General features: G+C 63.4%; 26 protein-coding genes. 5 read left to right on the forward strand and 21 right to left on the reverse strand.

Annotated elements, in window-relative coordinates:
• Position 1 precedes the first annotated feature (1 nt).
• The 8 genes from P7644_RS08175 to dsrO form a co-directional block, all read right to left on the reverse strand.
• Positions 2-1,495 carry an ATP-binding protein gene (locus P7644_RS08175; RefSeq protein ID WP_404302707.1) on the reverse strand — a complete coding sequence of 498 codons (1,494 nt, stop codon included), beginning with the start codon at positions 1,493-1,495 and terminating at the stop codon, positions 2-4.
• Positions 1,492-2,169, reverse strand: a complete 678-nt coding sequence (locus P7644_RS08180; protein WP_404302708.1) for a response regulator — start codon at positions 2,167-2,169, stop codon at positions 1,492-1,494. The genes P7644_RS08175 and P7644_RS08180 overlap by 4 nt, the downstream gene beginning before the upstream one ends.
• A 587-nt stretch (positions 2,170-2,756) precedes the next feature.
• A complete protein-coding gene (locus tag P7644_RS08185; protein WP_404302709.1) occupies positions 2,757-4,460 on the reverse strand; it encodes a DUF2326 domain-containing protein in 1,704 nt (567 codons plus the stop codon).
• Between the two features lie 20 nt (positions 4,461-4,480).
• Positions 4,481-4,708 (reverse strand): ABC-three component system middle component 6, encoded by a 228-nt coding sequence (locus tag P7644_RS08190; protein WP_404302710.1) that lies wholly within the window; start codon positions 4,706-4,708, stop codon positions 4,481-4,483.
• The gene (locus P7644_RS08195) at positions 4,695-5,855 is read right to left on the reverse strand and encodes an ABC-three component system protein (RefSeq protein ID WP_404302711.1); all 1,161 of its coding nucleotides are present in this window, start codon (positions 5,853-5,855) and stop codon (positions 4,695-4,697) included. Before P7644_RS08195 ends, P7644_RS08190 begins: the two co-directional genes overlap by 14 nt.
• A gap of 441 nt (positions 5,856-6,296) precedes the next feature.
• Positions 6,297-9,485: a tetrathionate reductase subunit A gene (locus tag P7644_RS08200; RefSeq protein ID WP_404302712.1), complete on the reverse strand. Its 3,189-nt coding sequence runs from the start codon at positions 9,483-9,485 to the stop codon at positions 6,297-6,299.
• Between the two features lie 67 nt (positions 9,486-9,552).
• Positions 9,553-10,623 carry an NrfD/PsrC family molybdoenzyme membrane anchor subunit gene (nrfD, locus tag P7644_RS08205; protein ID WP_404302713.1) on the reverse strand — a complete coding sequence of 357 codons (1,071 nt, stop codon included), beginning with the start codon at positions 10,621-10,623 and terminating at the stop codon, positions 9,553-9,555.
• Positions 10,624-10,640: 17 nt separating this feature from the next.
• Positions 10,641-11,414, reverse strand: coding sequence for a sulfate reduction electron transfer complex DsrMKJOP subunit DsrO (gene dsrO / locus P7644_RS08210; RefSeq protein WP_404302715.1), 774 nt, complete (start codon positions 11,412-11,414; stop codon positions 10,641-10,643).
• Positions 11,415-11,669: 255 nt separating this feature from the next.
• Between dsrO and P7644_RS08215 the strand changes: the two genes are divergently transcribed.
• Positions 11,670-12,266 carry a 2'-5' RNA ligase family protein gene (locus P7644_RS08215; RefSeq protein WP_404302716.1) on the forward strand — a complete coding sequence of 199 codons (597 nt, stop codon included), beginning with the start codon at positions 11,670-11,672 and terminating at the stop codon, positions 12,264-12,266.
• A 101-nt stretch (positions 12,267-12,367) separates the two neighbouring features.
• Here P7644_RS08215 and P7644_RS08220 read toward each other — a convergent pair whose 3' ends face one another.
• The 4 genes from P7644_RS08220 to P7644_RS08235 form a co-directional block, all read right to left on the reverse strand.
• Positions 12,368-12,847 carry a hypothetical protein gene (locus tag P7644_RS08220; RefSeq protein ID WP_404302718.1) on the reverse strand — a complete coding sequence of 160 codons (480 nt, stop codon included), beginning with the start codon at positions 12,845-12,847 and terminating at the stop codon, positions 12,368-12,370.
• A 127-nt stretch (positions 12,848-12,974) separates the two neighbouring features.
• Positions 12,975-13,445: a periplasmic heavy metal sensor gene (locus tag P7644_RS08225; protein WP_404302720.1), complete on the reverse strand. Its 471-nt coding sequence runs from the start codon at positions 13,443-13,445 to the stop codon at positions 12,975-12,977.
• Positions 13,442-13,885 (reverse strand): anti-sigma factor family protein, encoded by a 444-nt coding sequence (locus tag P7644_RS08230; RefSeq protein WP_404302722.1) that lies wholly within the window; start codon positions 13,883-13,885, stop codon positions 13,442-13,444. The genes P7644_RS08225 and P7644_RS08230 overlap by 4 nt, the downstream gene beginning before the upstream one ends.
• A gap of 25 nt (positions 13,886-13,910) precedes the next feature.
• Positions 13,911-14,465, reverse strand: a complete 555-nt coding sequence (locus tag P7644_RS08235) for a sigma-70 family RNA polymerase sigma factor (RefSeq protein WP_404302724.1) — start codon at positions 14,463-14,465, stop codon at positions 13,911-13,913.
• Between the two features lie 106 nt (positions 14,466-14,571).
• Here P7644_RS08235 and P7644_RS08240 point away from each other — a divergent pair, with 106 nt between their 5' ends.
• On the forward strand, positions 14,572-14,892 hold the full coding sequence (locus tag P7644_RS08240) for a hypothetical protein (protein ID WP_404302726.1): 321 nt from the start codon (positions 14,572-14,574) through the stop codon (positions 14,890-14,892).
• Between the two features lie 50 nt (positions 14,893-14,942).
• Positions 14,943-16,394 (forward strand): 23S rRNA (uracil(1939)-C(5))-methyltransferase RlmD, encoded by a 1,452-nt coding sequence (rlmD, locus tag P7644_RS08245; RefSeq protein WP_404302727.1) that lies wholly within the window; start codon positions 14,943-14,945, stop codon positions 16,392-16,394.
• A gap of 67 nt (positions 16,395-16,461) precedes the next feature.
• Here rlmD and P7644_RS08250 read toward each other — a convergent pair whose 3' ends face one another.
• A complete protein-coding gene (locus P7644_RS08250) occupies positions 16,462-16,842 on the reverse strand; it encodes a hypothetical protein (RefSeq protein WP_404302728.1) in 381 nt (126 codons plus the stop codon).
• 98 nt (positions 16,843-16,940) lie between these two features.
• A complete protein-coding gene (locus P7644_RS08255) occupies positions 16,941-17,633 on the reverse strand; it encodes a Bax inhibitor-1/YccA family protein (RefSeq protein ID WP_404302730.1) in 693 nt (230 codons plus the stop codon).
• Positions 17,634-17,888: 255 nt separating this feature from the next.
• Between P7644_RS08255 and P7644_RS08260 the strand changes: the two genes are divergently transcribed.
• Positions 17,889-18,296, forward strand: coding sequence for a heme-binding protein (locus tag P7644_RS08260; protein WP_404302731.1), 408 nt, complete (start codon positions 17,889-17,891; stop codon positions 18,294-18,296).
• A gap of 152 nt (positions 18,297-18,448) precedes the next feature.
• On the opposite strand, the gene hemP is transcribed toward P7644_RS08260, so the two are convergent.
• From hemP to P7644_RS08290, 6 genes are all read right to left on the reverse strand, one after another.
• Positions 18,449-18,670, reverse strand: a complete 222-nt coding sequence (gene hemP, locus P7644_RS08265; RefSeq protein WP_404302732.1) for a hemin uptake protein HemP — start codon at positions 18,668-18,670, stop codon at positions 18,449-18,451.
• A gap of 102 nt (positions 18,671-18,772) precedes the next feature.
• On the reverse strand, positions 18,773-19,183 hold the full coding sequence (locus tag P7644_RS08270; protein WP_404302733.1) for an ExbD/TolR family protein: 411 nt from the start codon (positions 19,181-19,183) through the stop codon (positions 18,773-18,775).
• Positions 19,184-19,189: 6 nt separating this feature from the next.
• Positions 19,190-19,909: a MotA/TolQ/ExbB proton channel family protein gene (locus tag P7644_RS08275; protein ID WP_404302734.1), complete on the reverse strand. Its 720-nt coding sequence runs from the start codon at positions 19,907-19,909 to the stop codon at positions 19,190-19,192.
• A 15-nt stretch (positions 19,910-19,924) separates the two neighbouring features.
• Positions 19,925-20,641 (reverse strand): energy transducer TonB, encoded by a 717-nt coding sequence (locus tag P7644_RS08280; protein ID WP_404302735.1) that lies wholly within the window; start codon positions 20,639-20,641, stop codon positions 19,925-19,927.
• 106 nt (positions 20,642-20,747) lie between these two features.
• Positions 20,748-21,020 carry a bacterioferritin-associated ferredoxin gene (locus P7644_RS08285; RefSeq protein WP_404302736.1) on the reverse strand — a complete coding sequence of 91 codons (273 nt, stop codon included), beginning with the start codon at positions 21,018-21,020 and terminating at the stop codon, positions 20,748-20,750.
• A 201-nt stretch (positions 21,021-21,221) separates the two neighbouring features.
• Complete coding sequence (locus P7644_RS08290; protein WP_317703036.1) at positions 21,222-21,512, reverse strand: SWIB/MDM2 domain-containing protein; 291 nt, start codon at positions 21,510-21,512, stop codon at positions 21,222-21,224.
• A 259-nt stretch (positions 21,513-21,771) separates the two neighbouring features.
• Here P7644_RS08290 and rraA point away from each other — a divergent pair, with 259 nt between their 5' ends.
• Positions 21,772-22,278, forward strand: coding sequence for a ribonuclease E activity regulator RraA (gene rraA, locus P7644_RS08295; protein WP_404302737.1), 507 nt, complete (start codon positions 21,772-21,774; stop codon positions 22,276-22,278).
• A gap of 161 nt (positions 22,279-22,439) precedes the next feature.
• On the opposite strand, the gene P7644_RS08300 is transcribed toward rraA, so the two are convergent.
• On the reverse strand, positions 22,440-23,375 hold the full coding sequence (locus tag P7644_RS08300) for a DMT family transporter (RefSeq protein ID WP_404303162.1): 936 nt from the start codon (positions 23,373-23,375) through the stop codon (positions 22,440-22,442).
• Positions 23,376-23,721 lie beyond the last annotated feature (346 nt).

A 23,721-nucleotide genomic window follows, 5' to 3' on the forward strand; every position in this document is an offset into this window, starting at 1 on the left:
CTCAGCCCTCGGCCACGCGGGGCATGGCCGCCTGCGCGGGCAGGCTCAGGCGTGCCAGCAGCCCCGGCGCGCCGGGCTCCAGCACCAGCGTGCCGCCCACGCTTTCGGCAATGCGCCGCACGATGGTCAGGCCCAGCCCGCTGCCCGGGCCGCTGCCGGACTTGCGCCAAAAGCGCTGCATGGCCTGCTCGCACTCCTGGGCTGTGAGGCCTGGACCCCGGTCGTGCACGCACATTTCCACCCGCCCCATGCCGGGGGTGCCGGGGTTGTCGGTGCCATTGGCTGGGGCAGCGTCGGCCTGCCACTGCAGCGTGACGCTCACCTGCTCTGCCCCGCGGTGGTGGCGCAGCGCGTTGTCGATCAGGTTGGTGATGGCGCAGGTCAGCAGCGCCGGCGCCAGCGGCAGCTGAATGGCCTGCCAGGCCTGCGGGTCGGCCGGCAGCTGGCGCATGTCCAGCGGCCGGGCGGGCAGGGGCCCGCCCTCGTCGCTGGCGCGCTGCTGCGACTGGCTGCACGCCAGCTGGAAGGCCTGGGCAATGCCCGCGCCCGTGGTGCTGCGCGCCTCGCCAGCGCTGGCGCTCTCCACCCGGGCCAGTTGCAGCAGCTGCTCCAGCGTGGCATGCATGTGGTCAATGCCTTCGCCTGCCTGGCGCAGGGCATTGGCGGCGATCTCGGGCGCGGCGTCCGGCCGCTTGGCGGCCAGCGCCAGCTGCGCCACCTGCACATGGGTCTTGATGGCCGTGAGCGGCGTGCGCAGCTCGTGCGCGGCATCGGCGGTCCAGCGGCGTTCGTGCTCGATGCTGGCATCCATGCGCGCCAGCAGCTGGTTCAGGCTGTCCACCAGCGGGGCCAGCTCCTGGGTGTCATGGCCCGACTGCACGGGCGTGGGGTCTTGCGGCGGGCGCCGGCCCAGTTCTTCGCGCAGCTGCTCCAGGGGCTGCAGGCTGTGCGAGCAAATCCACCAGGTGAGCAGCAGGATGCCGCCCAGCGCCAGGGCAAAGGGTAGCACCAGCGTGCGTACGAAGGTCTCCACCAGATGGTCGCGCACGTCCAGCCGGTCGGCGGTGGCCACGCGCACGCCGTTTTCCTCCTGCACATAGGTGCGCCACTGCTTGCCGCCCTTGGTGATCTGGCCAAAGCCCGCGCTGCCGGCCGACGCCAGGTCCGGAATGTTGCTGGTGCGGGCGATGGGCAGTATGTCCACCTCGCTGCGCACCAGGCTCACCTCGCAGGCCACGCCGTCGCGCGCAATCACCGACAGCAGCGCATCGCTGTGCGCGCCCGGCGCGGCGGCCAGCTCAGCGTGCTGGAACTGCTGCACGATGCCCACCACCATCTTGGCCGATGCGATCAGCCGCTCGTCCAGCATGGTGCGCAGCTCGCGCTGCATGTTGGTGAACTGCCAGGCCGCCACGCCGCCCCAGATCAGGCAGATGGTCAGGCTCAGGCCCAGCATCAGCCGCAGGCGCAGGCTCTTGCGCGGCGCCGCCGTCATGCCGCACCGCCGCAGTAGCGCGCGCCCAGGCGAAAGCCCAGGCCGCGCACCGTGTCGATGATGTCGGCCCCCAGCTTGCGGCGCAGGTGGTGCACATGCACGTTGACCGTGTTGCTGCCCACGTCCAGGTCCTGGCCGTACAGGCTGTCGTGCAGCTGCGCCGGGCTCAGCACCCGGCCGCGCGCTTGCAGCAGCGCCTGCAGCAGCATCCACTCGCGGCGCGAAATGTCCACCGGAGCGCCGTCGCGCACGACCTCGCCCGTGGTCATGTTCACCAGGCAGTCGCCCAGCGCCAGCAGATCGCTGGCCCGCCCGCCCGCGCGGCGCAGCAGGGCCTGCAGGCGCAGCACCAGCTCCTGCAGGTCGAAGGGCTTGGTCAGGTAGTCGTCGGTGCCGGTCTGGAAGCCGGCCACCTTGTCCTCGATGGTGCCGCGTGCCGTGAGGATGAGCACGGGCAGGTCATGCCCCCTGGCGCGCCAGTGGCGCAGCAGGTTGATGCCATCGCCATCGGGCAGCCCCAGGTCGAGCACGCAGGCATCGAAGTCGCGGCTGGCCATGCGGGCCTCGGCCTGGGCCACGCTGGCCGCGGTGTCGCTGGTGAAACCATGCAGCTCCAGCCCGGTCCGGATGCCGCTGGCCACCAGGGCGTTGTCTTCGACGATCAGGATGTGCATGCAGGCTCGCTGGGCAAAAGCCCGCATTCTAGGAATGGCACGTTATCCCCGCATTACGGGGCGGCGGGCAGGGCGGCGTTGCAGCCCTGCTGCGTCGCAATAGGCCAGGGCAGACCTGCAACGCTCTGTATTGATTCCGCGGCATTGGCGTGCGGAGGGGCAGCGGACTTTGCCCAGGGGGCGGGCAGCATGCCGTACTGTTCACTCGGAAAATGTGGATTGCTATCAATATGGTAGCTGTTTGCGCTTATGCGGCAAGCCGTAAAGGCATTTTTTGCTCATGAGACAGCAGGGCCTGTGTCCTCAAGACATATTGAAGGGGGCCGCAGCCTAGAGAAGTGCTAAGGCAGCGTCAGTGCTTCGATCCCTCTAGGTGACGGTTTGCGGCCAGAAGCCGCTGTCTGGCGCGTGGCCGCGAACAGCAGGTCTAGGCTGAGATCGGAAGTACGCCAACTTCCGCTTTGCGCGGACGTCATAAGTCGTTCCAGGGGTGGAGCGCGTCAAGGCCTTTACCGACAAAAGCGGTCTACAAATCACCCGCTGAGCGGGGCACTACATTTATTCCTCGGGGCCTTGAGCTGTGACTATCACGACGTGTGCTGCTCGATACGGAACAGCTTATCAGACTGCGAAAGTCTGATACAGAAATACTCATCCTTGTTTAACGCCGGGGGCAACTTGTCCCGAAGAATCGAAGCAACGAACTGAACATGTTTGCACTCTCGTTCAACCAAGGTCGCAATATTGACAAGTTGGTTGTCGTGCATCAATTCCTTTTTGTCGCTCAGCAGGAAATGATAACAAGGTATTTTTTCGTTATCGGCGAAAAATGTGTAGGCTATATCGAAGCAGGTTATCTCTCCTTGCTTCTTTCCCGAGCTGAAGTTTGTATTGAATGCGCTGAATTTATAGACGCGTTGGCCTGTCCTGGTGATGCCGATGTCAAACTTCAGTGCGTACTCTTCTCCATACAGCTCTCTGGAAACCTCTGAGAAATATTTATTAAACAAATTGACGCGCTCTTGAACTTGCGCTTGAAATTTATCAGAAAAAATAAGAACATCAATTCCTTCGAGCTTTTCATTTAGATTCTTTAGATTTTTTTCGACTGCTGTGATTTGTTCGATAATTATCTCGTACTCGCCCTTCTTTTGGTGCTTTTCGTTGAGCTTAACAACAATTTTTTCAAGCTCCTCAAATGAGCCGCTGGTCGCTAGTTTTTTTGTTAATTCTCGCTCTGTTGTGCGAAGCTGGTCTAATCGAGCTGAAAATTCGATGATTTGGGCTTCTAGCTGCGGAAGCTCTTTTTTTATGTAGCGAGTCTTTTCATTCACCATTTTGTTGTGGAATTCGACTAGTTCGGAAAATTTTCGATTGAGTTTACCGAGCTTAGCTGAAACCTCGCTATACAAAGACTTAAGTTGTTCTATATCGATATTTGCAGTGCTGGATTGAACCTCTTGAACCGCCTCTTGGATAAGGTTTCGCCTTAAATTCAATCGGCTCAGCTTTGAGCCAGATACGCTAATCTCATACCGAACTTTGTCGAGTGCTTTAAGGTCATCTTCAAGATTGGGATTGGTGTTGAGCGATGACCTCTGTGCGTCAAGCCTCTGAATTTCTCCTTCCAGTAGAGATAGAGACGCCTCATATGCAGAGCGTGTTTGCTTGCTCTCCAATCTGTTCTTGAACGCTGTTTCGATCCTGATCTGAGAGAGGACAGTTTGTTTGGAATCCCCGTCGTCAAAACTACAGCCAAGTAGGAATAGGTAAAGCGCTTCATACTCTTCGTCACGTGTGAAGCTGTCCAAAGTCTTGAGTGTATTGTTTACGCTCTGATCTTTGTATCGTATGTTGTGTGATATCAACTGCCGAAAAGTGGGCTTCTTTCCGTAATGATTTAGGAATAACTGATTTGTGAGACGTTCTTCAAATGCATCCTCGGTAAGGTGCTCACCGTTAATTCGACGAATCTGTTTTTTTCGTGGCAAGAAGTTTCGTTCGATAACGAGTTCCTCTGCAAAGGGACTCTCGAGGTCGGAAGTAAGTGTCAGCGTGATCAAGACCTCCTTGTCTATAAGGTAGTTCTTGACCTTTAAGTCTTCATTCCTCTTGTTTTCTGGATCCGTATAAATACCTTTTGCGCTGGCGCCTAGACAGAAATCAATCAACTGGAGTACCGTCGTTTTTCCAACGTTGTTTCCAGTGGCCAGGATTTCTAAAGGAGGGGTTTCATCAACGATGAAGTTGATTCCTGCGTGGAACGTTATATTTCGGATGAGTCCATCCACGCTATTAATGTAAAGTGACTTTAGGAACATAATTCAATCTCGCCGTTATTGTTGTATTGCACGATAGAAGCGAGAAAGAGCCAGTCTAATGAAAGTGCAAACAACGCAATCGGCATTCCATGGAAAATTCGCGTCTCCATCAGCAAGTCCATAAAACTAAGAGCCTTATTTTTTTTGAGCGCTTTTATGATGTATGCGCCATTAAAGTATAGGCTGTTTGCTGGATGGATGTCCTTAGGCAATAGCATGCTTATTCTCCTTGGGCTTTTTGAATATTCGGCACCTAAGAAATGCATCAACCGCAAGAATATTCACACAGAGTTCGAGTTCTTCCAGTGTTGTTGGTTGAAAGTTTGAACTGCTTTTTGCAGCATTCATAACGTGCTGGATAATTTCAAAAAATAAATCATCGCCTTTATGTTGTCTGCTCAGCTGAAGATAAAATCTGTTAAATGCGTGCAAGACGGAGGTGCTTTTGTTTCGCCCCGCCTCATCAAAGCTGGCGTAGATTTTATCTATTCTAGGATGATAGATTTTATGGTGTTCGATTAGTTCTGCGGCGACTTCCAAGCCATTTAATTCAATTTTCGCTTCGACGTTGAATGGAATGGTGCTGGAATTCTGTGCGCCTAGGCTCAAGTCTTCGCTGCCGATTATATTGATAAGGGCTGCGATATTCGACTCCGACGGAATGGTATCATTGTCAGCTGGAAGTTCGCTCTGTAGAAATTTGTAAACTTGATGCTGGCGAGACGGTTCCAGTATGGCAATTGCATTACTCAAAGACTTGATGTCGATAATGTCATTTTTGGGTTCGAAAATTAATTTATGAGGATTCCTGAATTCATTAGCTCTCAAGCCGGATGCATCTTTAGATATAGAGACGAACCGAAATCTGTATCCTTCATATTCGGATAAGTCTTTCTCGAGTGATTTTTGCACCTTTGTGGTGGTGGCTGTAGAGGAAACTTGAAGGACAGTTTTGTTGCTGTGATCAATTAGATCGATACCCTCGGCGTTTTGCTCTATAGAATTCATGTTGACGAAGGCTAGTCCGTAAATACAGTTAAGCAGGCGAGCGTAAAAGTTTTCGCAATGTACATGCAAATCTAAGATATTTAGACTACCTCGTATCTCCACTTCATAGGCAAGAAGGCTTAATTTCTTAATGCACAGGTCAAAATAGGTTTTGCTTTGCACAGCGCCCTCTCCCTTGATGTGTTTATTTCTGCGACTCTTGGCCTCTGTCATCGCGTGCCTACATGTGGCGAGACAGAAGACGTCAGCAGGTCGTAACAACCTGAAATCATACGTGTTACACACAGCTCCGCCCATGCGAACGGTCGCTAGTGAGTTCTCCCGCTGTTCCTGTCGGCGCACGTCGTAGGCGGCCATGATCAGTGGTGCGCGGATCAGGCTGCGATCGCCCCAGTCTGGTCTGCTAAGCCACAGGCGGAGCCCGGTCGAGCACTTCCGCGTTCGGGTCGCTACGCTCAAAGCCTCGGCCCAAGACCGTTGGATGGTGGACCAACAGTTATACGGCTCAACTCTTCGTTGGTAAGCCCACCGACCGTATCACCGGGGGCGCGCACATTGGCCCCGAGAGTGCGAAAGATGCCATTGCGACAACTCCAGCGTTGAGTGGCAGCTTTGTGGCTCTCGACTCGTTGCCATACACGACTGCAACCGCTACAAAGCAAACGTTGGCCGCCAAGGTGCGAAGGACAGCAACGGGTCGAAACCGCCGATAAGAACGAAAAAGCCCATCGCAACTGAGATGGGCTTTTTCATTCAGCGCACCTGCGCAAGCGCACGGCGCTCAGTGCCTGACGGGCATCACACCTTCTTCACCCGCACCGGCAACCCCTGCCGCACCACCGCCCCCGACACCCAGTCGATCCACACGTTGTCCTTGGCGGGCCGGGTGGGGTCGGCAAAGCCCAGGCGGTTCAGGTTCACGCCGTTGCCGTGCTGCGGGTTGTGGGCCATGGGCTGGCCGTCCACGGTGTGGGCCGCGGCGCCCAGCTGGGTGTGGCCGTAGCCGTATTCGATGGCGATGGCGCCCTGGGCGATGCCGCCGCGCACCAGGGCCACGCCCTGCAACTGGGCGCCGGGTGTGCTCACCTCGATGTGGTCGCCGTTGGCAATGCCCAGCTTGGCCGCGTCGTCCCTGTTCAGGCTGATGGGGTTGTGCGGGTGCACCTGGCGCAGGCGGCTGGCGGCAATCGACATGCTGCTCATTAGGTTGGACTTGTAGCTGCTCATGGTCAGCGGCCAGTCCTGCTCGGGGAAGTGCGTGCGCATGCTGCTGCCGTCCGCGAAGCGGGTGGGGAACCAGGTGGGGCAGCCCGCGTAGCGTTCGCCGGTCATGGAGTGGCGCATCTTGGCCAGGCCTTCGTGCCACAGCTGCACGGGGAACTTGTGCGCGGCCTTGACGTGCTCGCCCTTCCAGGCGTCTTCGATCTTGTCGAAGCGGCCGCCCCGGCTCATCACCATGGCCACGCGGCGCACTTCCTCGGGCTTCAGGCGCTTGTCCAGGTCGGGCATCCAGCGCTTCAGGCCCGTGATCTCGATGTCGTCGTCCGACGCCTCGGGCACGGGCTTGCCGGCCTGGTAGGCGATGTTGCACATGCCGCGCAGGTAGAAGTCTTCGGACGATTCCAGGTCCAGCGGCTCGCCGTCCTTGGTGGACATGGCGCCCTTGCCAAAGCCGGGCAGTTGCAGCTGCTTGGCCACGGCGAAGACGAAGCTCTCGAAGCTCACGGGCTTGCCGTCCGCCGTCTTGGCGGTGGCGGCCTCCACCACGGGCCAGCGCACGGTGCTGCTCTTGGCGACCACGTCGGCCCAGGGCGCGCCGATGCCCCAGCTCTCGTAGGTCACGGTGTCGGGCACGATGTAGTCGGCCAGGGCCGAGGTCTCGTTGATGAACGGGTCCACCGAGATGAACAGCGGCAGCTTCTTCGGATCCTTGATGGCGTCCACCAGCGTGTTCTCGAAGCCGCAGATGGCGTACACCGGGTTGCTCATGTGGTTGATCCAGGCCTTGACCGGGTAGGGGTAGCCCAGCAGGCCCGCGGCCAGCATTTCGCTGGACAGGCCGCCCGGCGCCGGATACCAGGGCGCCTTGGCGGGGTAGGGGTTCTGGCCGGCTTCCTTCTTGCGCTTGAACTCGCTGGTCTTCTCGTAGGGAAAGCGCGTGCGCGACAGGGCCACGCCGCTGGGCTTTACCGCCCCCGGGAACTGCGCGAAGTTGTAGCGCGGGCCGGGGCCGAAGGGGCCGAACGGGCCGGCATCGAGCACCCAGCCGCCCTTGACGTTCAGGTTGCCGATCAGGTTGTTGAGCATGGCGATCGCGTAGGCGGTATAGAAGCCCGCGCCGCTCATGGTGCCGCCGTGCGAGTTGGCCACGGCCTGCTTGCCGTGGCTGGTGAATTCGCGCGCCAGGTCTTCGATGTCTTTCACCGCCACACCGCACAGATCCGAATATTCCTGCAGCGTCTTGCGCCGTGCTTCCTCTCGCAGCTTGACGAACGAGGTGCACACGGCGATGGGCGCGGGCTCCTCGGTGGCGCCCGCGGCCTTGAGCGGGGTGAACTCGCGTTCCACCACCAGCTCGGCCGCCTGGGCCACGGTGTGGGGCACCAGCTTGAAGCCGCCCTTGCCGTCGGCCACCTGCACCACGTACACGTCTTCGGCCGGGGTCTTCTCGTCCACCGGCTCGGGCATGGGCAGGCCAATGTCCGCGCCGCGCAGGAACTGGCCGTAGCGCGGGTGCTTGGCGTCGTTGATGAGCAGGTGCGTGGCGTTGCTCCACGCGGCCTCGCCGGCGGCGGCCATCGCGGCCGGGCCGGGCTGGGCGAGGAACTGCGCGTCGTAGCGCTCGTGGTCGATGATCCAGCGGATCAGCGCCATGGCCAGCGCCAGGTCGGTAGCGGGCTTGATGGCCAGCCAGCGGTTGTTGTCGCCGGCCGCGTGGCTCGACGACATGGGCAGGATGGGCGAAACCACCACGTAGCGGTAGCTGCTTTCCTCGCGCGAGCGCGCCTCGGCCAGCTCGCGGCCCATGCGCTGGAACGGGTTGCCCGCCTGCGCCGGCGCCGTGCCCAGGAACAGGCCGAAGCGCGAGTTCTTCCAGTCCGGCTTGCCGTGCGGCATGCCCGGAATGTTGCCCAGCGCCGCAGCCGTGCCCACGCGGTAGGTCTGGCCGCAGTAGGCGCCGTGGTTGGCAAAGTTGACCGAGCCGAAGGCCGGGCCGACGAAGCGCCGGATCAGCGGCGTGCGCCCCTCGTTCGAGGCATCGGTGAACAGCAACTGGTTGGACTTGGGGCCGTACTCGGGATTCTCGGCGTCGATCAGCGTGCTCACGTCACGGATGGCGGCCAGGCCCTCCACATGGCCCTCGCCGAACAGGTCGCCGCCCGCGCAGACCTCTTTGACCAGCTGCTCCAGCGAAATCGTCTGCCACTGGCCCGAGCCGCGCGGGCCCACGCGCTTCAGCGGTGCCAGCACGCGGTGCGGCGCCGTCTGGTGTTCGAACATGGCCGAGCCGCGCGCGCAACTGGTGGCGCGGCCCTCCAGGCCGTTGTCGCCGCCGAGACTGGCATAGACCTCGCGCACCGGCATGTCCATGGGGGCGTGCTGCGTGGTGGCCAGCGGGTGGTAGGGGTTGCCGGCCACGCGCAGGATGCGGTTGCTTTCGGTATCCACGCGCACGCGAATGCCGCACTGCGTCCAGCAGCCCAGGCAGCTGCTGGGGCTGACCACCTGGCCGGGCTGGGTGGTGAGCTGGCCGGTCACGGGGTCGATTCGGAACTCGGGGGTGAGCGAGTTGCCGCGCGTGGCGCTCTTCGTCGCCGTGCCCGAGGTGCCTTGGATGAGACCCTTGGCGCCCTTGGCCACGGTCTCGCCATAGCCCGCGGCAAAGGCCGCCAGGCCGCCGGCCACGGCGCCGCCGCGCAGCAGCATGCGGCGGCGGTTGACTTCTTCGGGTTGCTGCGCGGTGGGTGCTTGTTTCTTGTCGGTCATGTGATCCCTTTCGAGGCGGGTTGCAGCCGCTTTAATTACTATTTATTTAATAGCTGCTAGCGCTTTTCTATATTGCGTTGAAGGCCGATTTGTCTTGAATTTCCGTGCCCATGTCCCGGCGCTCCGGGAAGAACTCCAGCGCCCAGCTCGCCAGCGCCACCAGCGCCACGCACAGGCCGGCCACGCCCACCATGCCCAAGAGGCCGTCGCCGCCCAGCGGCATGTGGTAGAGGTACAGGCCGGCACCAAACTTGGGCACGCCCTGCACGCTCATGAACAGCGCCCAGCGGAAGGCCCAGGCGCTGGCCGCCAGCCCCAGGCCCAGCACCAGGGTGTAGCCTCGTGCTGTGAGACGTTGGCGCCCGCGCAGCAGCGCCGCGAGCACGGCCACGCCGCCGATGGCCGAGGCCACCATGCCTAAGCGCCACACCGGAAAGTCATGCCACAGCCGCGCGGCGGCCTGCAGCGACGGGCTGCGCGCAACCAGGCCCAGCGTCAGCCAGCTCAGCGTGGCCAAGGCCAGCGCCACGGCCAGGCCCAGGCCCGTGGCACGCAGCAGCTGCAGCGTGGCTGTATCGGGGCGCAGGCGCTCGGGCAGGAAGCGCTCGATCACGAACATCACGCCCACGGTCGCCAGCCAGCCCGTGAGCGCCAGGTTGACCGGCAGCCATGCGGTGTTCCACAGCGGGCGGGCGCGCACCACCATGACCTCGGCGCCGGTGTAGACCGTGATGCTCAGTGCCGACAGCACCAGCAGCGGCGCCAGCATTCGCATCCAACGGGTCTTGCCCAGCCACCAGCTGGCGCACATGGCCAGCGACAGGCCGATGAAGGCTGGCAGCAGCAGCGCGCCGACCGACATCCACGACCAGGGCGTGAAGTGGGCGTAGAAATGCCAGAAGCGCGCCGGCTGGTGCAGGTCGGCCAGCAGCGACACGGGCGCCGCGATGGCGCTCACGGCCAGCGTGAGCACGGCCGCGGGCAGCAGGCGCCGCGGCGCGCTGCCGGCCGGCGCCCACACGCACAGCGCGCTGAGCAGCGCGCCACCTGTGGCCACGCCGGCGAGGAAGAAATACTGCACGGCCCAGGGCAGCCAGGCGGCCTCGTAGTGCGGGGTCAGGAGTTCGATGATCTGCATGGTGATGCCGTCCTCTCTCAGTGATCCGACACCAGGCGCACGCTGGCCTGGCCGTCCACGCCGTTGACGAACTCGTCGGGCAGGCCGACGTAGAACACGCGCGGCTCGGTCTTCATGCCGGGCTTCAGCACCTTGATCTCATCCCTGTGCTCGGCCATGCGGCGGTTGATCTCGCTGCCCGCGTCATTCAGGTCGCCGATCACGCGCGCGCCGCCCACGCAGCTTTCCACGCAGGCGGGCAGCAGGCCCACCTCCAGCCGGTGCTCGCAGAAGGTGCACTTGTCGGCGGTCTGCGTCTCGTGGTTGATGAAGCGCGCGTCGTACGGGCAGGCCTGCACGCAGTAGCCGCAGCCCACGCAGCGCTCGTTGTCCACCAGCACGATGCCGTCGCTGCGCTGGAACGTGGCCTGTACCGGGCACACGGGCACGCAGGGCGGCTCCTCGCAGTGGTTGCACAGGCGCGGCAGGCTGACCATGGCGGGCGCGCTGCCGTCTGGCCTGTCAACCTCGTACTGCAGCACCGTGGTGCGGAACTGGCCTATGGGTGGCTGGTTTTCCACCGAGCAGCTCACCGTGCAGGCCTGGCAGCCAATGCACTTGCGCAGGTCCACCAGCATGCCGAAGCGCTTGCCCTCCATGCCGGGGCGCCGCTGGGGCTGGCCCGGTGCGAAGGGGGTGGCGGCGTGGCCGGCACCCGCCATGCCGAAAGCCGTGGCCAGGCCTATGAGCTCTTGCAAAAAACCGCGTTTGCCGGCCTGCGCCGGCGCGAGGGAAGGGGAAGTTTGTGACATGAATACTCTGGAATATTTATTTTGTCCGAGTATTGTCTGTTTATATCCTTGGTTATTAATTTGATCGCAATCAATAAATACAGTAAATATTTATTGACATATTTTATGCATAAACTTAAATATTCTATTAATTGATTATTAATGGAGTATTAAAAAAATCCGAGTGAAATGCTGGAGCATCATCTGCACGCTCCTGCACGGCCCGGATAAGTCCCGTCGCTGGCAGATCGAAGGCGCGGCGCTACAGTCGTGCCCATGCCAAGCCAACAACCGCCGCCGGCCGACGTGGCGCCCGCAGCGCCGCCCCTTCAGCACCATCTGTTCTTCGCGGTGGTGCCCGACGCGGCCACGGCGCGCGCAGCAACGGATCTGGGGCAGGCGCTCATCGCGCGCCACGGCCTGCAGGCGCAGGTGCGCACGCAGCGCCTGCATGCCACGCTGCTGTCGCTGGGCTGGGAGGCCACGCTGTCCGGGCGCCATCTGGCCTGGGCATGTGCCGCGGCGGCGCATGTGCGGGTGCCGGCATTCGAGCTGCGCTTCGACCATGTGCTGAGTTTTCCGCGGGCGCCGCGTGCCAAGCGCCCCTGTGTGCTGTGCGCGAGCGCTGAGGCGCAGGCTGGCTTCCTGCGCCTGCATGCGGCCCTGCATGCGGCGCTGTGGCCCCAGGCGCAGGCGCCGCACATCACGCCGCACATGACGCTGTGCTACAGCCGCCAGGCCGTGCCCGAGCAGGCGGTGGCGCCGCTGGCCTGGAAGGTGGACCGCTTCGCGCTGCTGCACAACCGGCGCGGGTCGAGCGGGCCTTATGAGGTGATCGGCGAGTGGCCCCTGGACGCCATGGATGCTATTTGAAGCATAGCTGCCTACGCTTCATATATGGGCGCTTGAGCCATATTTGATGAAGTCTATGCATCGTCCATCAGGTGGGCGCTGCCCACCTGTGGCCATGCCCCTCAATGGGGCAGCTTGACGGCCTTCCAGCCGCTGTGGCTGAAGTACTTGCCGTAGGCGTTGGAGGCCTTGGCCACCTGCACCACGCCCGCGGCGCGCTTGCCCTCGCCATGCTTGCCCTGGGCGGCCTCGGCGCCGGCCGCCAGGTCGGCCACGATGATGTGCAACTGCTCATCGGCGGCGGCGGGCAGCTTGCAGTTTTCCACCATGTAGGCGATCTGCTGGTTAATGGCGTTGCCGAAGGCGTCGTAGTCGGCCGGCGTGGCCTTGCCCGCATGCGCGCTGGGCAGGATCTGTGTGACCGATCCGTGGATGGACGTCATGGCCTGGCGCAGCGGCGCGTCGGTGCCCCATTTCTTGCCGGCATTGAGCTGCAGCTGGTGGGTCTCGGCGCTGCCGTGGTGGTCGTGCGCGCCAGCGGCGGTGGCGGCCAGGGGGGCGGCCAGGGCGGCGGTCAGCAGCAGGGCGGTGAAGGTTTTCATGAGAAAGCTCCGTTGAAGGTTGAACCATGCAAGGCGGCCGTGCCCGGGTGGCCTGGCTGCCTTGCTGTCTTCAACGAAGGGCGCGCAGAAATGTTCCATCTGTTTTGCATCTTTGATGAGCGCGCTCTCATTTGCGGTGCAGCAGCTCCTCTTCGGTCGCCTCCTCGGCATAGCGGCCCAGCAGCAGCTGCAGCAGCCGTTCGCGCTGGTCTTCTCCCAGCAGCGCGCGCTCGGCCAGCAGCTGGGCGATCACGCGTTGCTGCTGCGCGGCCTGCAGCTGGGCGATGGCGGCCTGCTCGGCGTCGATGGCCGCGCGGTCCGGCGTGGCGGCGAAGATGTGGCGTACCAGGGCCTCGCGGTGGCGGCGTATGTCGTCCCAGTTGGCCGACAGGTCGTGCAGGAAGGGCGCCTCCAGAGCGTCCCAGCGCGCGCGCTGCTCGGGTGTGAGCTGCAGATAGTCGGGCAGGTGCACGGCCGGCGGCGCCGCGACTTGGGATGGCGCCACGAGGGCGGGGCGCAGTACCAGCGCCGCGAGCACGCCCAGGTTGAGCGCCAGCGAGACGGCCAGCAGGGTGCGGGTCCAGGCGGGGTGTTTCATGGCAGGGTCCTCGGCAGTCGGCAAATTTCGGCGGCGGCGCACAGCCCGCCGGGTGGCACGGGGTCGAACACGCGCGCCATGGCCGGGCTGGCCGCCGGTACGGCCGCCCCGGTGCCCAGCAGCAGCCCGCCCAGCCACAGGCCCGAGACCAGGGCCGCGCCGGTCGCCAGGCCCGTGGGCAGCCAGCCCGCCAGGCTCCAGCCGGTGCGCCGGGGCCTGGGGGCACGCCGCGGCAGCCGGTCCTGCAACTGCGCCGCCAGGTCGAAGCCCAGTGTGGGCGAGGGCAGGGCGTGCAGCTCCTGGCGCAGCGCCTGCAGCGCATCCAGCTGCTGGCGGCATACCGGGCAGGCCAGCAGGTGCTGGCGCAGCGCGGCCTGCCGGCGCGCGGGCAGTGCCTGGTCGGCATAGGCGGAAAGGTCTTCGGTGCGAGGGCAGGTCATGGTGACTCCTTGCGGTTGCTTGTGCTCAGCGCGGCATGTGCTGCAGCAGCCCGGCGCGCGCGCGGGCGATGCGGGATTTGACGGTGCCCAGGCCGATGCCCAGCACCTCGGCAATGTCTTCGTAGGGCAGGTCCTCGATGTCGCGCAGCAGCAGGATCTCGCGGTGCTCCACCGACAGCCGTGCCAGCGCGCCCTCCAGTGCCGCGATGCGCTGGCGTCCCTGCAGCACGGCCTCGGGCGTGGGCGTATCCGCCGGCACCTGGTCGTGCAGCGCCTCGTCCAGCGCCACGAACTCCACATGCCGCGCCCGGCGCAGCCGGTCCAGTGCCTGGTTGCGCGCGATGCGGAACAACCAGGTGGACAGCTGCGCATCCGGGCGCCAGCGGGGCAGCGCCTGGTAGGCGCTCAGAAAGGTTTCCTGGGCCAGCTCGCGCGCATCCTCCTGCGACCGCGTCAGGCGCAGCAGGAAGCGGTAGATGCGGTCCTGGTAGCGCGCCACCAACTCCGAGAACGCCGCAACCTCCCCGCGCTGGGCGCGGGCGATGCAGTCGGTCTCGTCAAGCTGGCTCAAAGGGCGCATTGCCGGTATCAACGTATGGGCCGCGCAATAGTTCCATTGCCGGGCGGATCCCGAATCAAACTTCGCAATAATGCCCGGCATTCACGTGACGCGAAGGTAGGGAAGCATGACAGTCATTCGCCTGGCCAAGACCGCTGCGGCCGCCTTGGCGGCCGGCTTGTTCGCGCAGGGCGGCTGGGCCGCCTGCTATGTCGTCTATGACGCGAACAAGCAGATCATCTACCGCTCGCAGATGCCGCCGGTGGACATGTCGCGCCCGCTGCATGAGACGGTGCCGCAGATAGCGCCCGGCGGCACGCTGGTGTTCTCGCTGGACATGAGCGGCTGTGAGCTGGAAATCCACAAGCTGCCCGGCGCGGCGGACGCGCACGCCGCTGCCGCCGACGCGGCCGCCCCGGCACGCGCGCCGCGCACCGAGCGCCGCTGAAATGGCGCCCGTGGCCCGCCGGGGCATGGCGGGCCTGAGACAATCGGGGCATGAGCGAGCCTACTGACATTCCTCTCCCACCCGAACCCTCCCGCGATCTGCCGCCCGGCTGGCTCGAAGTCACGTCCATGGACATGGATGCCCAGGGCGTGGCGCGCAAGCCCGATGGCAAGGTCGTGTTCATCGACGGCGCCCTGCCCACCGAGCTGGTCAGCGCCAATACCCACCGCAAGAAGAACAACTGGGAGCAGGCCAGCCTGACCGAGATTCACCGCGAATCGAGTCAGCGCGTCACGCCCGGCTGTCCGCATTTCGGCCTGCACGCGGGCGCCTGCGGCGGCTGCAAGATGCAGCATCTGCATGCGGACGCGCAGGTGGCCATGAAGCAGCGCGTGCTGGAGGACAACCTCTGGCACCTGGCCAAGGTCCGGGCCGAAACCATATTGCGCCCCATCCAGGGCCCGGCCTGGGGCTACCGCTACCGCGCGCGCCTGTCGGTGCGCTACGTGGCCAAGAAGGGCGTGGTGCTGGTCGGCTTTCACGAGCGCAAGAGCCGCTACATCGCCGACATGCAGAGCTGCAAGATCCTGCCGCCGCATGTGGACGCCATGCTCATGCCGCTGCGCGTGCTGATCGGCGGCATGCAGGCGCGCGACACCTGCCCGCAGATCGAGCTGGCCTGCGGCGATACGGTCACGGCCCTGGTGCTGCGCCACCTGGAGCCGCTTGTCGACGGCGACAAGCAAAGGCTGCGTGACTTTGCGGCCCAGTATGGCGTGCAATGGTGGCTGCAGCCCAAGGGGCCGGACACGGTGCATTTGCTCGACGAGGGCGGCGAGCAGCTGGCCTATGGCCTGCCGGACTTCCATCTCACCATGCCCTTCAGGCCCACCGATTTCACCCAGGTCAATCCGCACATCAACCGCGTGCTGGTCACGCGCGCGCTGCGCCTGCTGGACGCGCAGAAATCAGAGCGCGTGATCGACTGGTTCTGCGGCCTGGGCAATTTCACGCTGCCCATCGCCACCCAGGCGCGCGAGGTGCTGGGCGTGGAGGGCAGTGAGGCGTTGGTCGCGCGCTCACGCGAGAATTACAAGGAAAATCAGCTTCAAAGGCCTGCTGGACAAGCGCTGGCAGCTACCAATTTTGTTGCGCGTAACCTGTTCGAGATGACGCCCCAGGTGTTGATTGCCGACGGCCGGGCCGACAAATGGCTGGTCGATCCGCCGCGCGAGGGCGCATTCGCGCTGTCCAAGGCCCTGGCCGACATCCACCAGGCGCGTATCGGCGCCGAGGATGCGGCGCCGCTGCCCGCGGGCCACGAGGGCTGGCAGCCGCCGCGGCGCATCGTCTACGTGAGCTGCAACCCCGCCACGCTGGCACGCGACGCGGGCCTGCTGGTGCACCAGACGGGCTACCGCTGCGCGGCGGCGGGCGTGGTCAACATGTTCCCGCACACGGCCCATGTGGAGAGCATGGCGGTGTTCGAACGGGCGGACTGAAGAATTTGAGCGTTTTACGGTTCCAGCGCTTTTCCATCAAGCGCTGGATGCTATTGCTTGAATAGCGTCAGCTGGGGTTGCGCGAGGCGCGTGGCGGGGCCTCGTCCTCGCCGCTGCGGGCCGCGGGGGCAGGTTTTTTCTCCAGCTGCGTGAGCACCGAGGGCGCGCCCTCGATCTTGTTCTCGCGCATGTACAGGTCCATCTCCTTCCAGCCCGCGAACACCATGGCCTTGGATGCCTTGGGATTCAGCGTGAAGCAGTCCTCCAGCCCGCGCAGCGCGTGGCGGCAGGCGCCGCCAATGGCCTTGGCCTCGGCCTCGCGCTGGGCCACGCGCGGGTCCGGGATCAGGCCGGGAATCTCGCAGCCGGCCAGCGGCAGCAGAGCGGCAGCAGCAATGGCGGCACGCAGGCCGGCGGCAAGGCGAGGGCGGTGACGAGGTGGCAGCATGTACTCCCGTTATCGGCAGCGGGGCTGGCAAATTGAGGCCATCGGCCCAGAAAAAAACCCCGGCGGGGCCGGGGCTTGGGTTGCGGGTGCGTGGCGCTTCACTCGCGCTCGCCACCCATGATGCCCAGCAGGGCCAGCAGGCTCTGGAACACGTTGAAGATGTCCAGGTACAGGGCCAGCGTGGCGCTGATGTAGTTGGTCTCGCCACCGTCGATGATCTGCTTCAGGTCATACAGCATGTAGGCGCTGAAGATGCCAATGGCTGCCACCGAGATCGCCATCATGCCGGCCGACGAGCCCACGAAGACGTTGACGATGGCGCCCACCATCAGCACCAGCGCGCCCACGAAGAGCCACTTGCCCATACCCGACAGGTCGCGCTTGATGACGCTGGCCAGGCTGGCCATGACGAAGAACACACCCGCCGTGCCGGCAAAGGCCGTCATGATCAGGTCGGTGCCGTTCTTGAAGCCCAGCACCATGCCGATCATGCGCGAGAGCATCAGGCCCATGAAGAAGGTGAAGCCCAGCAGCACGGCCACGCCGGCGGAGGAATTCTTGGTTTTCTCGATGGCGAACATGAAGCCGAAGGCTCCGCCCAGGAATACGATCAGCCCCAGGCCGCCGCGCAGTGATTCGGTGATGCCCGTGGCCACGCCTATCCACGCGCCCAGCACTGTGGGCAGCAGGCTCAGCGCCAGCAGCCAGTAGGTGTTGCGCAGTACGCGGTTGCGCTGCTCCTGCGCCAAGCCATAGCCTGTGCTGCCGACGCGGGTGATTTGTGTGCTCATGTGCTTGTTCTCCTGGATAGGTTTGCCTGCGTGGCAGGCCGGGGCATTCTAGATGCGAGCGGCGGATGTGAACTGCAATACCCTTCAAGCTTGATATTCATGGGCAGAGGCAGCGCATCCCATACACGGCAGGTTGGGTTCTTTTGCCCTGCAATGGTTCATTGCCGGACGGCACTGAGGCTATGCTTTTCGTTCCTGCGTGCCGTGCATTGCCGTGGCGCGCGTCCATTTACCTCGATTGCAGGAGTTGCCTCCGTGAAGACCAAACCCGAACTTGAACTGTCCGACCTGAAGCTGATCGCGGCCGCCGCCGAAGCCGAGGCCCTGAAAAACCACTGGGCCGTGACGATTGCCATCGTGGACGACGGCGGCCATCTGCTGTGGCTGCAGCGCCTGGATGGTGCGCCGGCCATCTCCGCGCATATCGCCCCGGCCAAGGCCCATACGGCCGCCCTGGGGCGGCGCGACAGCAAGGGCTATGAAGACGTGATCAACGGCGGGCGCACCGCGTTTTTGAGCGCGCCCACCGTGCAGGGCATGCTCGAGGGCGGCGTAGCCATCATGAAGGGCGGCCAGTGCCTGGGCGCCGTGGGCGTGAGCGGCGTGAAGTCCAGCGAAGACGCCCAGATCGCGCGCGTGGGTATTGCCGCCATCGGCCTGTAAACCAGGCCAGCAGCACGAAAAAAAACCGGCGCGGATGCCGGTTTTTTGGCAGGCTTGGCGTGGGAAAAAAGGCTTGGCTATGCGGGCATGCCCCTTGGCTGGCCAAAACGACCCTTGGGACCGAGGTCCTGGAGTCGCCCCACGATGAAACCCTATTTGGTCAGTATCAGCTTGCCCAGCTTGGTGGCCTGCAGGCGGTAGCTGGCACCGTTGTGCACGATGGTCACGGCCTTGCGGCCGCGCAGCAGGGTGTTGCTGTCAAGCGCCATGGCGCCTGTCTGAACGCTTGCCGATCCCTGTGCTTGGCCGGTATCGCCAGCGGTGAAGATGCGCGCTGCGGTCTGGGCGGATGGGATGGTCAGGCTGGCGTGCATGGATGTATCTTGGTGCGTTGCAATGCTTTAATGATAATGATTATCAATTGCGTGTCAAGCATTCTCCGCGGCCGATTCCGTATGCGTGTGCTTCAGGGGTGATCACTGCGCGGGATCGGTCACAAAGCCGATCTTGCGCACGCCGGCACGCTGTGCGGCCGACATGGCCTGCGCCACGCGTTCGTAGCGCACGTCCTTGTCACCGCGGATGTGCAGGTCTGGCTGCGGATCCTTGCGTGCCTCGGCCTGCAGGCGCTGCTCCAGCTCTTCGTCGCTGATGGTGGACTCGTTCCAGTGGTACTTGCCATCGGCCGTCACCGACAGGCGTATGGTTTCGGGCTTGATCACCTCGCGCTCGTTGGAGGCGCGCGGCAGGTCCACCGGCACGGCATGCTTCATCACGGGCACGGTGATGATGAAAATGATGAGCAGCACCAGCATGACGTCCACCAGCGGCGTCATGTTGATCTCGTTCATCACCTCGTCGGCGTCGTCCTGGGTTCCGAAGGCCATGGCGCATCAGCCTTTCTTGATGGGCAGCACCCGGGCCGCGCCGTCGCCCTGCACCGTGACGCGCGCGCCGGTCACGAAGTAGGCATGCAGGTCATGGGCAAAGCTGTTGAGGCTGCCGAGAATGGACTTGTTGCCGCGCACCAGCGCGTTGTAGCCCAGCACCGCCGGAATGGCCACGGCCAGGCCTAGGGCGGTCATGATCAGCGCCTCGCCGATCGGGCCGGCCACCTTGTCGATGGTGGACTGGCCCGAGGCGCCAATCGCCACCAGCGCGTGGTAGATGCCCCAGACGGTGCCGAACAGGCCGATGAAGGGGGCGGTGGAGCCCACGGAAGCCAGGATCGCCAGGCCGGACTGCATGCGGGCGGTGAACTCGTCGATGCAGTTGCGCAGGCAGCGCGTGACCCAGTCGCTCACGTCCAGGCTGTCGTGCAGGTGGACCTGGGTGTTGCGGTGGTGTGCCGTGGCCTCGCGTCCCTCCAGGGCCAGGTGGCGAAACGGGTTCGTGGGGTCGGCGCCCAGCTTGGTCAGACCGGCGGCAAAGTCTGCGCTATGCCAGAAATCGCGCGCCTGGCGCGCGTGCTTCTTGTACCTGATGATGTCCAGCGCCTTGATGAGGATGACGATCCACGATGCCAGCGACATGCCCAGCAGCAGCAGGGCGACGGCACGCGTGACGAAGTCGCCTTGTGTCCAGACGTTGGCGATGCCGAAATGCGATTCCATGAAAACTCCCGCGATTTAGTGTTGGAGAACGAAGTTGATGGGTTGCAGGTACCACATGGCCTCGGGCACGCCATTGCGCGTGCCGGGCACGAAGCGCCAGCGCGATACCGTGTCCACGGCCTGGCGGTCCAGGCGCTCGAAACCGCTGGACTGTTTGATTTCGACCTTTTGCGGCAGGCCGTCGGCGCCGATCAGCACGCGCAGGACGATTTTGCCCTGCTCGCCCAGGCGCTTGCTCACGGCCGGGTACGCGGGTTTGGGGTTGTTCAGGTGGCTGGCGTCGCTGCTGGGCTGAACGATGGCCGGACCCGGCGCAGCCGCGGGTGCGGGCGCCGGAGCGGCTGCCACCGGGGCCTCGACGGGTTTTGCCGCCGGTTGCGGCTCCAGTACGCCCACGGGGGCGGCGGGTGCCGGCATGGGGTCGGCAATGGCCGCGGGCATGGGAGCGGGTGCCGGGGCCGGCCGGGGCACGCTGGGCTTGGGCGGCGCGGGTGCCGGCTTCGGGGGGGCGGGTTTTGGCGGGGGCGGCGCCGGCGGTGTGGGTGGTGCGGGCGGCTGCGGCGTGAGAAATTCGCTCAAGACCTGGGCCGGGATGATCACCTCAGCTGCCTTGCGCACCAATCCCGATTGCAAGGCCCACAGGGCGGCCACATGCAGTGCCACGACGGATAGCGCAATCACGGCATTGCGACTCAGGCCTGCGGGCGCGGCATAGCGATCTGACAGTGACATAAATTGATAGCTGCCAGCGCTTGTCCAGCACGGGCTGAAGGCCTAAAAATAGTGAAATCCTGGGTTTATTTATGCAGGATCCACCAGGCCGAGCATAAAACGATGATCAAGCTTGCGGCGAGACTTGCGAGCAACTGCATGGAGTGCCTTGGGCTGTGGAGGGGGCCAACGCACCGGCGCTGGGTTCGCCTTCCCTGTAGATGGCCGCCACCGGTGCCGATGCACAGCACTGTGCCACGACATCGCGCGCGCAGTCCTCGCAGCGTCCGCACTGGGTGGCCACGCCGAGCTCGAACTGGATCTCATCGAAGCTCATGCCGGCGCGCGCATGGCGTGCAATCTCACGGTCGGAAATACGGCGGCAAACACAGACGATCATGGTGCGGATGGCCCGGGGAGGCTATGAAAGCGATGGCATTCATTATAAATGCGAATTCGTCGCATTTGCGATCAGTATCCATGCCGCAATGTCGGAAACCACTTTGGTCTTGCCCGGCTGCAAAAAAAACCGGCGACGAGGCGCCGGTCTTCTCGGTTGGCCGGCACCTTGTGCGCTCGGCTCGCCCGCTAAGGGCATGTCTTATTTGACATGCTTGCCGATCAGGCCTGCCATCTCGAACATCGAAACCTGGGGCTTGCCAAACACTTCCTTGAGCTTGGCGTCGGCATTGATCATGCGTTTGTTGGCGGCGTCCTGCAGGTTGTGGGCCTTGATGTAGACCCACAGCTTGCTGATGATCTCCGTGCGTGGCAGCGGCGTGGCACCCACCACGGCAGCCAGGGCGGGGCTGGGGGTCAGGGGCTTCATGAAGGCAGCGTTGGGAGTGCGCTTCTTTGCGGGAGCTGCGGGCGCGGTCTTTGCAGTTGCCATGTCGTATGGTCCTTTGGGAAGTGAAAAGTATCGCCAGCGAAAAACTGCTTCTGCTGCTGCTCCACTGGTTCGCGCGATGCTACTGTGAAAAAAACGCCATTCCAAGGGAGAGCGTTTCTTTTTTGCCTAGATTTGTTGCGTCCCTTGCGTCCCTTGCGTCCCTTGCGCCCCTTGCGCCCCTTGGGGCAGACCGATAATGCAAGGCTGCGAGCCGGTGGCTGCGGCCGCAACCCCTTTTTCCATCAGAAAGAATCGGCACATGACGAATTCAGTGTCTATCAGTACCTGTGATTTGTGCGATGCGCACAAGGGCGACGACAGCGGCAGCTTCCGGGTGCTGCCGCCGGTTTTTCAGTGCTACGGCGCCGTGACGGCCTTTCACGGGCCGGTGAGTACCGTGAAGTGCTTCGAGGACAACACCCTGGTCAAGGCCGCCGTGGAGCGCCCGGGCCAGGGCCGGGTGCTGGTGGTGGACGGTGGCGCCTCGCTGCGTCGCGCCCTGGTGGGCGGCAACCTGGCGGCCAGTGCGGCGCGCAACGGCTGGGCGGGCATCGTGGTCAACGGCTGCGTGCGCGACATGGCCGAGCTGGCCGCCGAGCCGTTGGGCATACGCGCGCTGGCCCTGATGCCCCTGCCTACGGAAAAGCGAGGCGAGGGCCTGGCCGAGGTGGCGGTGCAGATCCAGGGCGTGTGGGTGCGCCCGGGCGACTGGCTCTATGCCGATGCCGACGGTGTCGTGGTCAGCTCGCTTCCGCTGCAAGCCTAGGAGCCTGTCGGACTTGGAAATCGTCGGCTGCAAATCGGCCGCAGCAGTCCATTTTTCACCGTCTTTTTGCCCCATAGCTGGGCTATGGGGCTGCAAATCCGGCAAAAACTGTACTCGCTGGGGCCGATTTTCGCTTTCGACGCTCCAAGTCCGACAGGCTCCTAGCGCCCCACGCGCAGCGCCAGCCGCGAGGGCAGGGTGGCCAGCACCACACTGGCCAGTGCCAGGCCGAAGGCCAGCAGCTGCAGGGTGGTGAAACGCTCGCCGAGGACCAGCACACCCACCAGGGCGGCGCTGACGGGCAGCAGCACGGTGAACACGCCGCCCTGGGCGGCCGGCACGGCGCGCAGTCCCGTCATCCACAGCCATACCGTCCACATGCAGGCGGCCAGCGCGTAGAGCAGCAGCAGCAGCCAGGTGCCCCAGGGCACGGCCGCAAAGTCGAAATCCAGCGCCAGGTACAGGCCGAATGGCGTGGACAGGGCAAAGCCCCACAGATTGATGAGCGAGGTGATGCGCTTCGGTCCCAGGGCGCCGGTGAGCTTCTTGCCGATCACCGAATACGCCGCCTCGCACACCGAGGCGCACAGCAGCAAGGCATAGCCCAGCCATTGCAGATTTGAGGTATTTTGGCTCTCAAGCACATTGCTTGCCTGCGCTGAATGCTCTTGTTTTGATAGTGCAAACAACCCAATCCCGATGACCGCACAGGCCACTGCCACCCAGGTGCGGGGCGCCACGCGCTCGCGCAGGAAGAACCAGCTCATCAGCGCCACGCAGGCCGGAATGCAGGCCATGATCACTCCGGCCGAGGTGGCGCTGGTCAGGCTCACGCCGTAAATCATGCACACGGTGAACAAAAAATTGCCCAGCAGCGCTTGCAGGAACAGCAGGGCGCGGATCTGCCCCGTCAGGGGAGGTTCCTCCGGGGGCTTTTTGAGCCAGCTCAGCATGGCCGCCCCGCCGATGCCAAAGCGCATCCAGGCCAGCAGCAACACCGGAAACGCGGCCGCGAGGGGTTTTGACAATGCCACATAGGAGCCCACCAGCGACATGCTGAGGGCCAGGCATAGATAGGCGGTGGGGCGGCTGGGGATGTTCACTTGCTGCGCAGATCCACAAAGGTTCACATCATGCCGCCACCAGGCTGCCGCTTCTGGTTGCACGATGCCGAGTGCACGCTTTAAGTCCGTCCATTTCCCGCATTGCGAAAGTCAAATTTCTCATGGTGAATTGTTGAGAATGTTGCGATGCGGAAAAATTTCTCATTATGGGATATATTATTTCGCATTGAGAAAATTAATGCATAAGTGATTGATTAGTAATGAAAAAATTTATATCTTATATAAGACATAAGAGCTTGTTTTGGTCTTATAGAAGACTTAAAGTGATGTCCAAGGGCATCACATGTGGCGCCCGCCGATCCCCCTACCTTTTGGAGAG

It is taken from the genome of Alicycliphilus denitrificans (assembly GCF_044792555.1).
Classification (GTDB): domain Bacteria; phylum Pseudomonadota; class Gammaproteobacteria; order Burkholderiales; family Burkholderiaceae_C; genus Alicycliphilus; species Alicycliphilus denitrificans_A.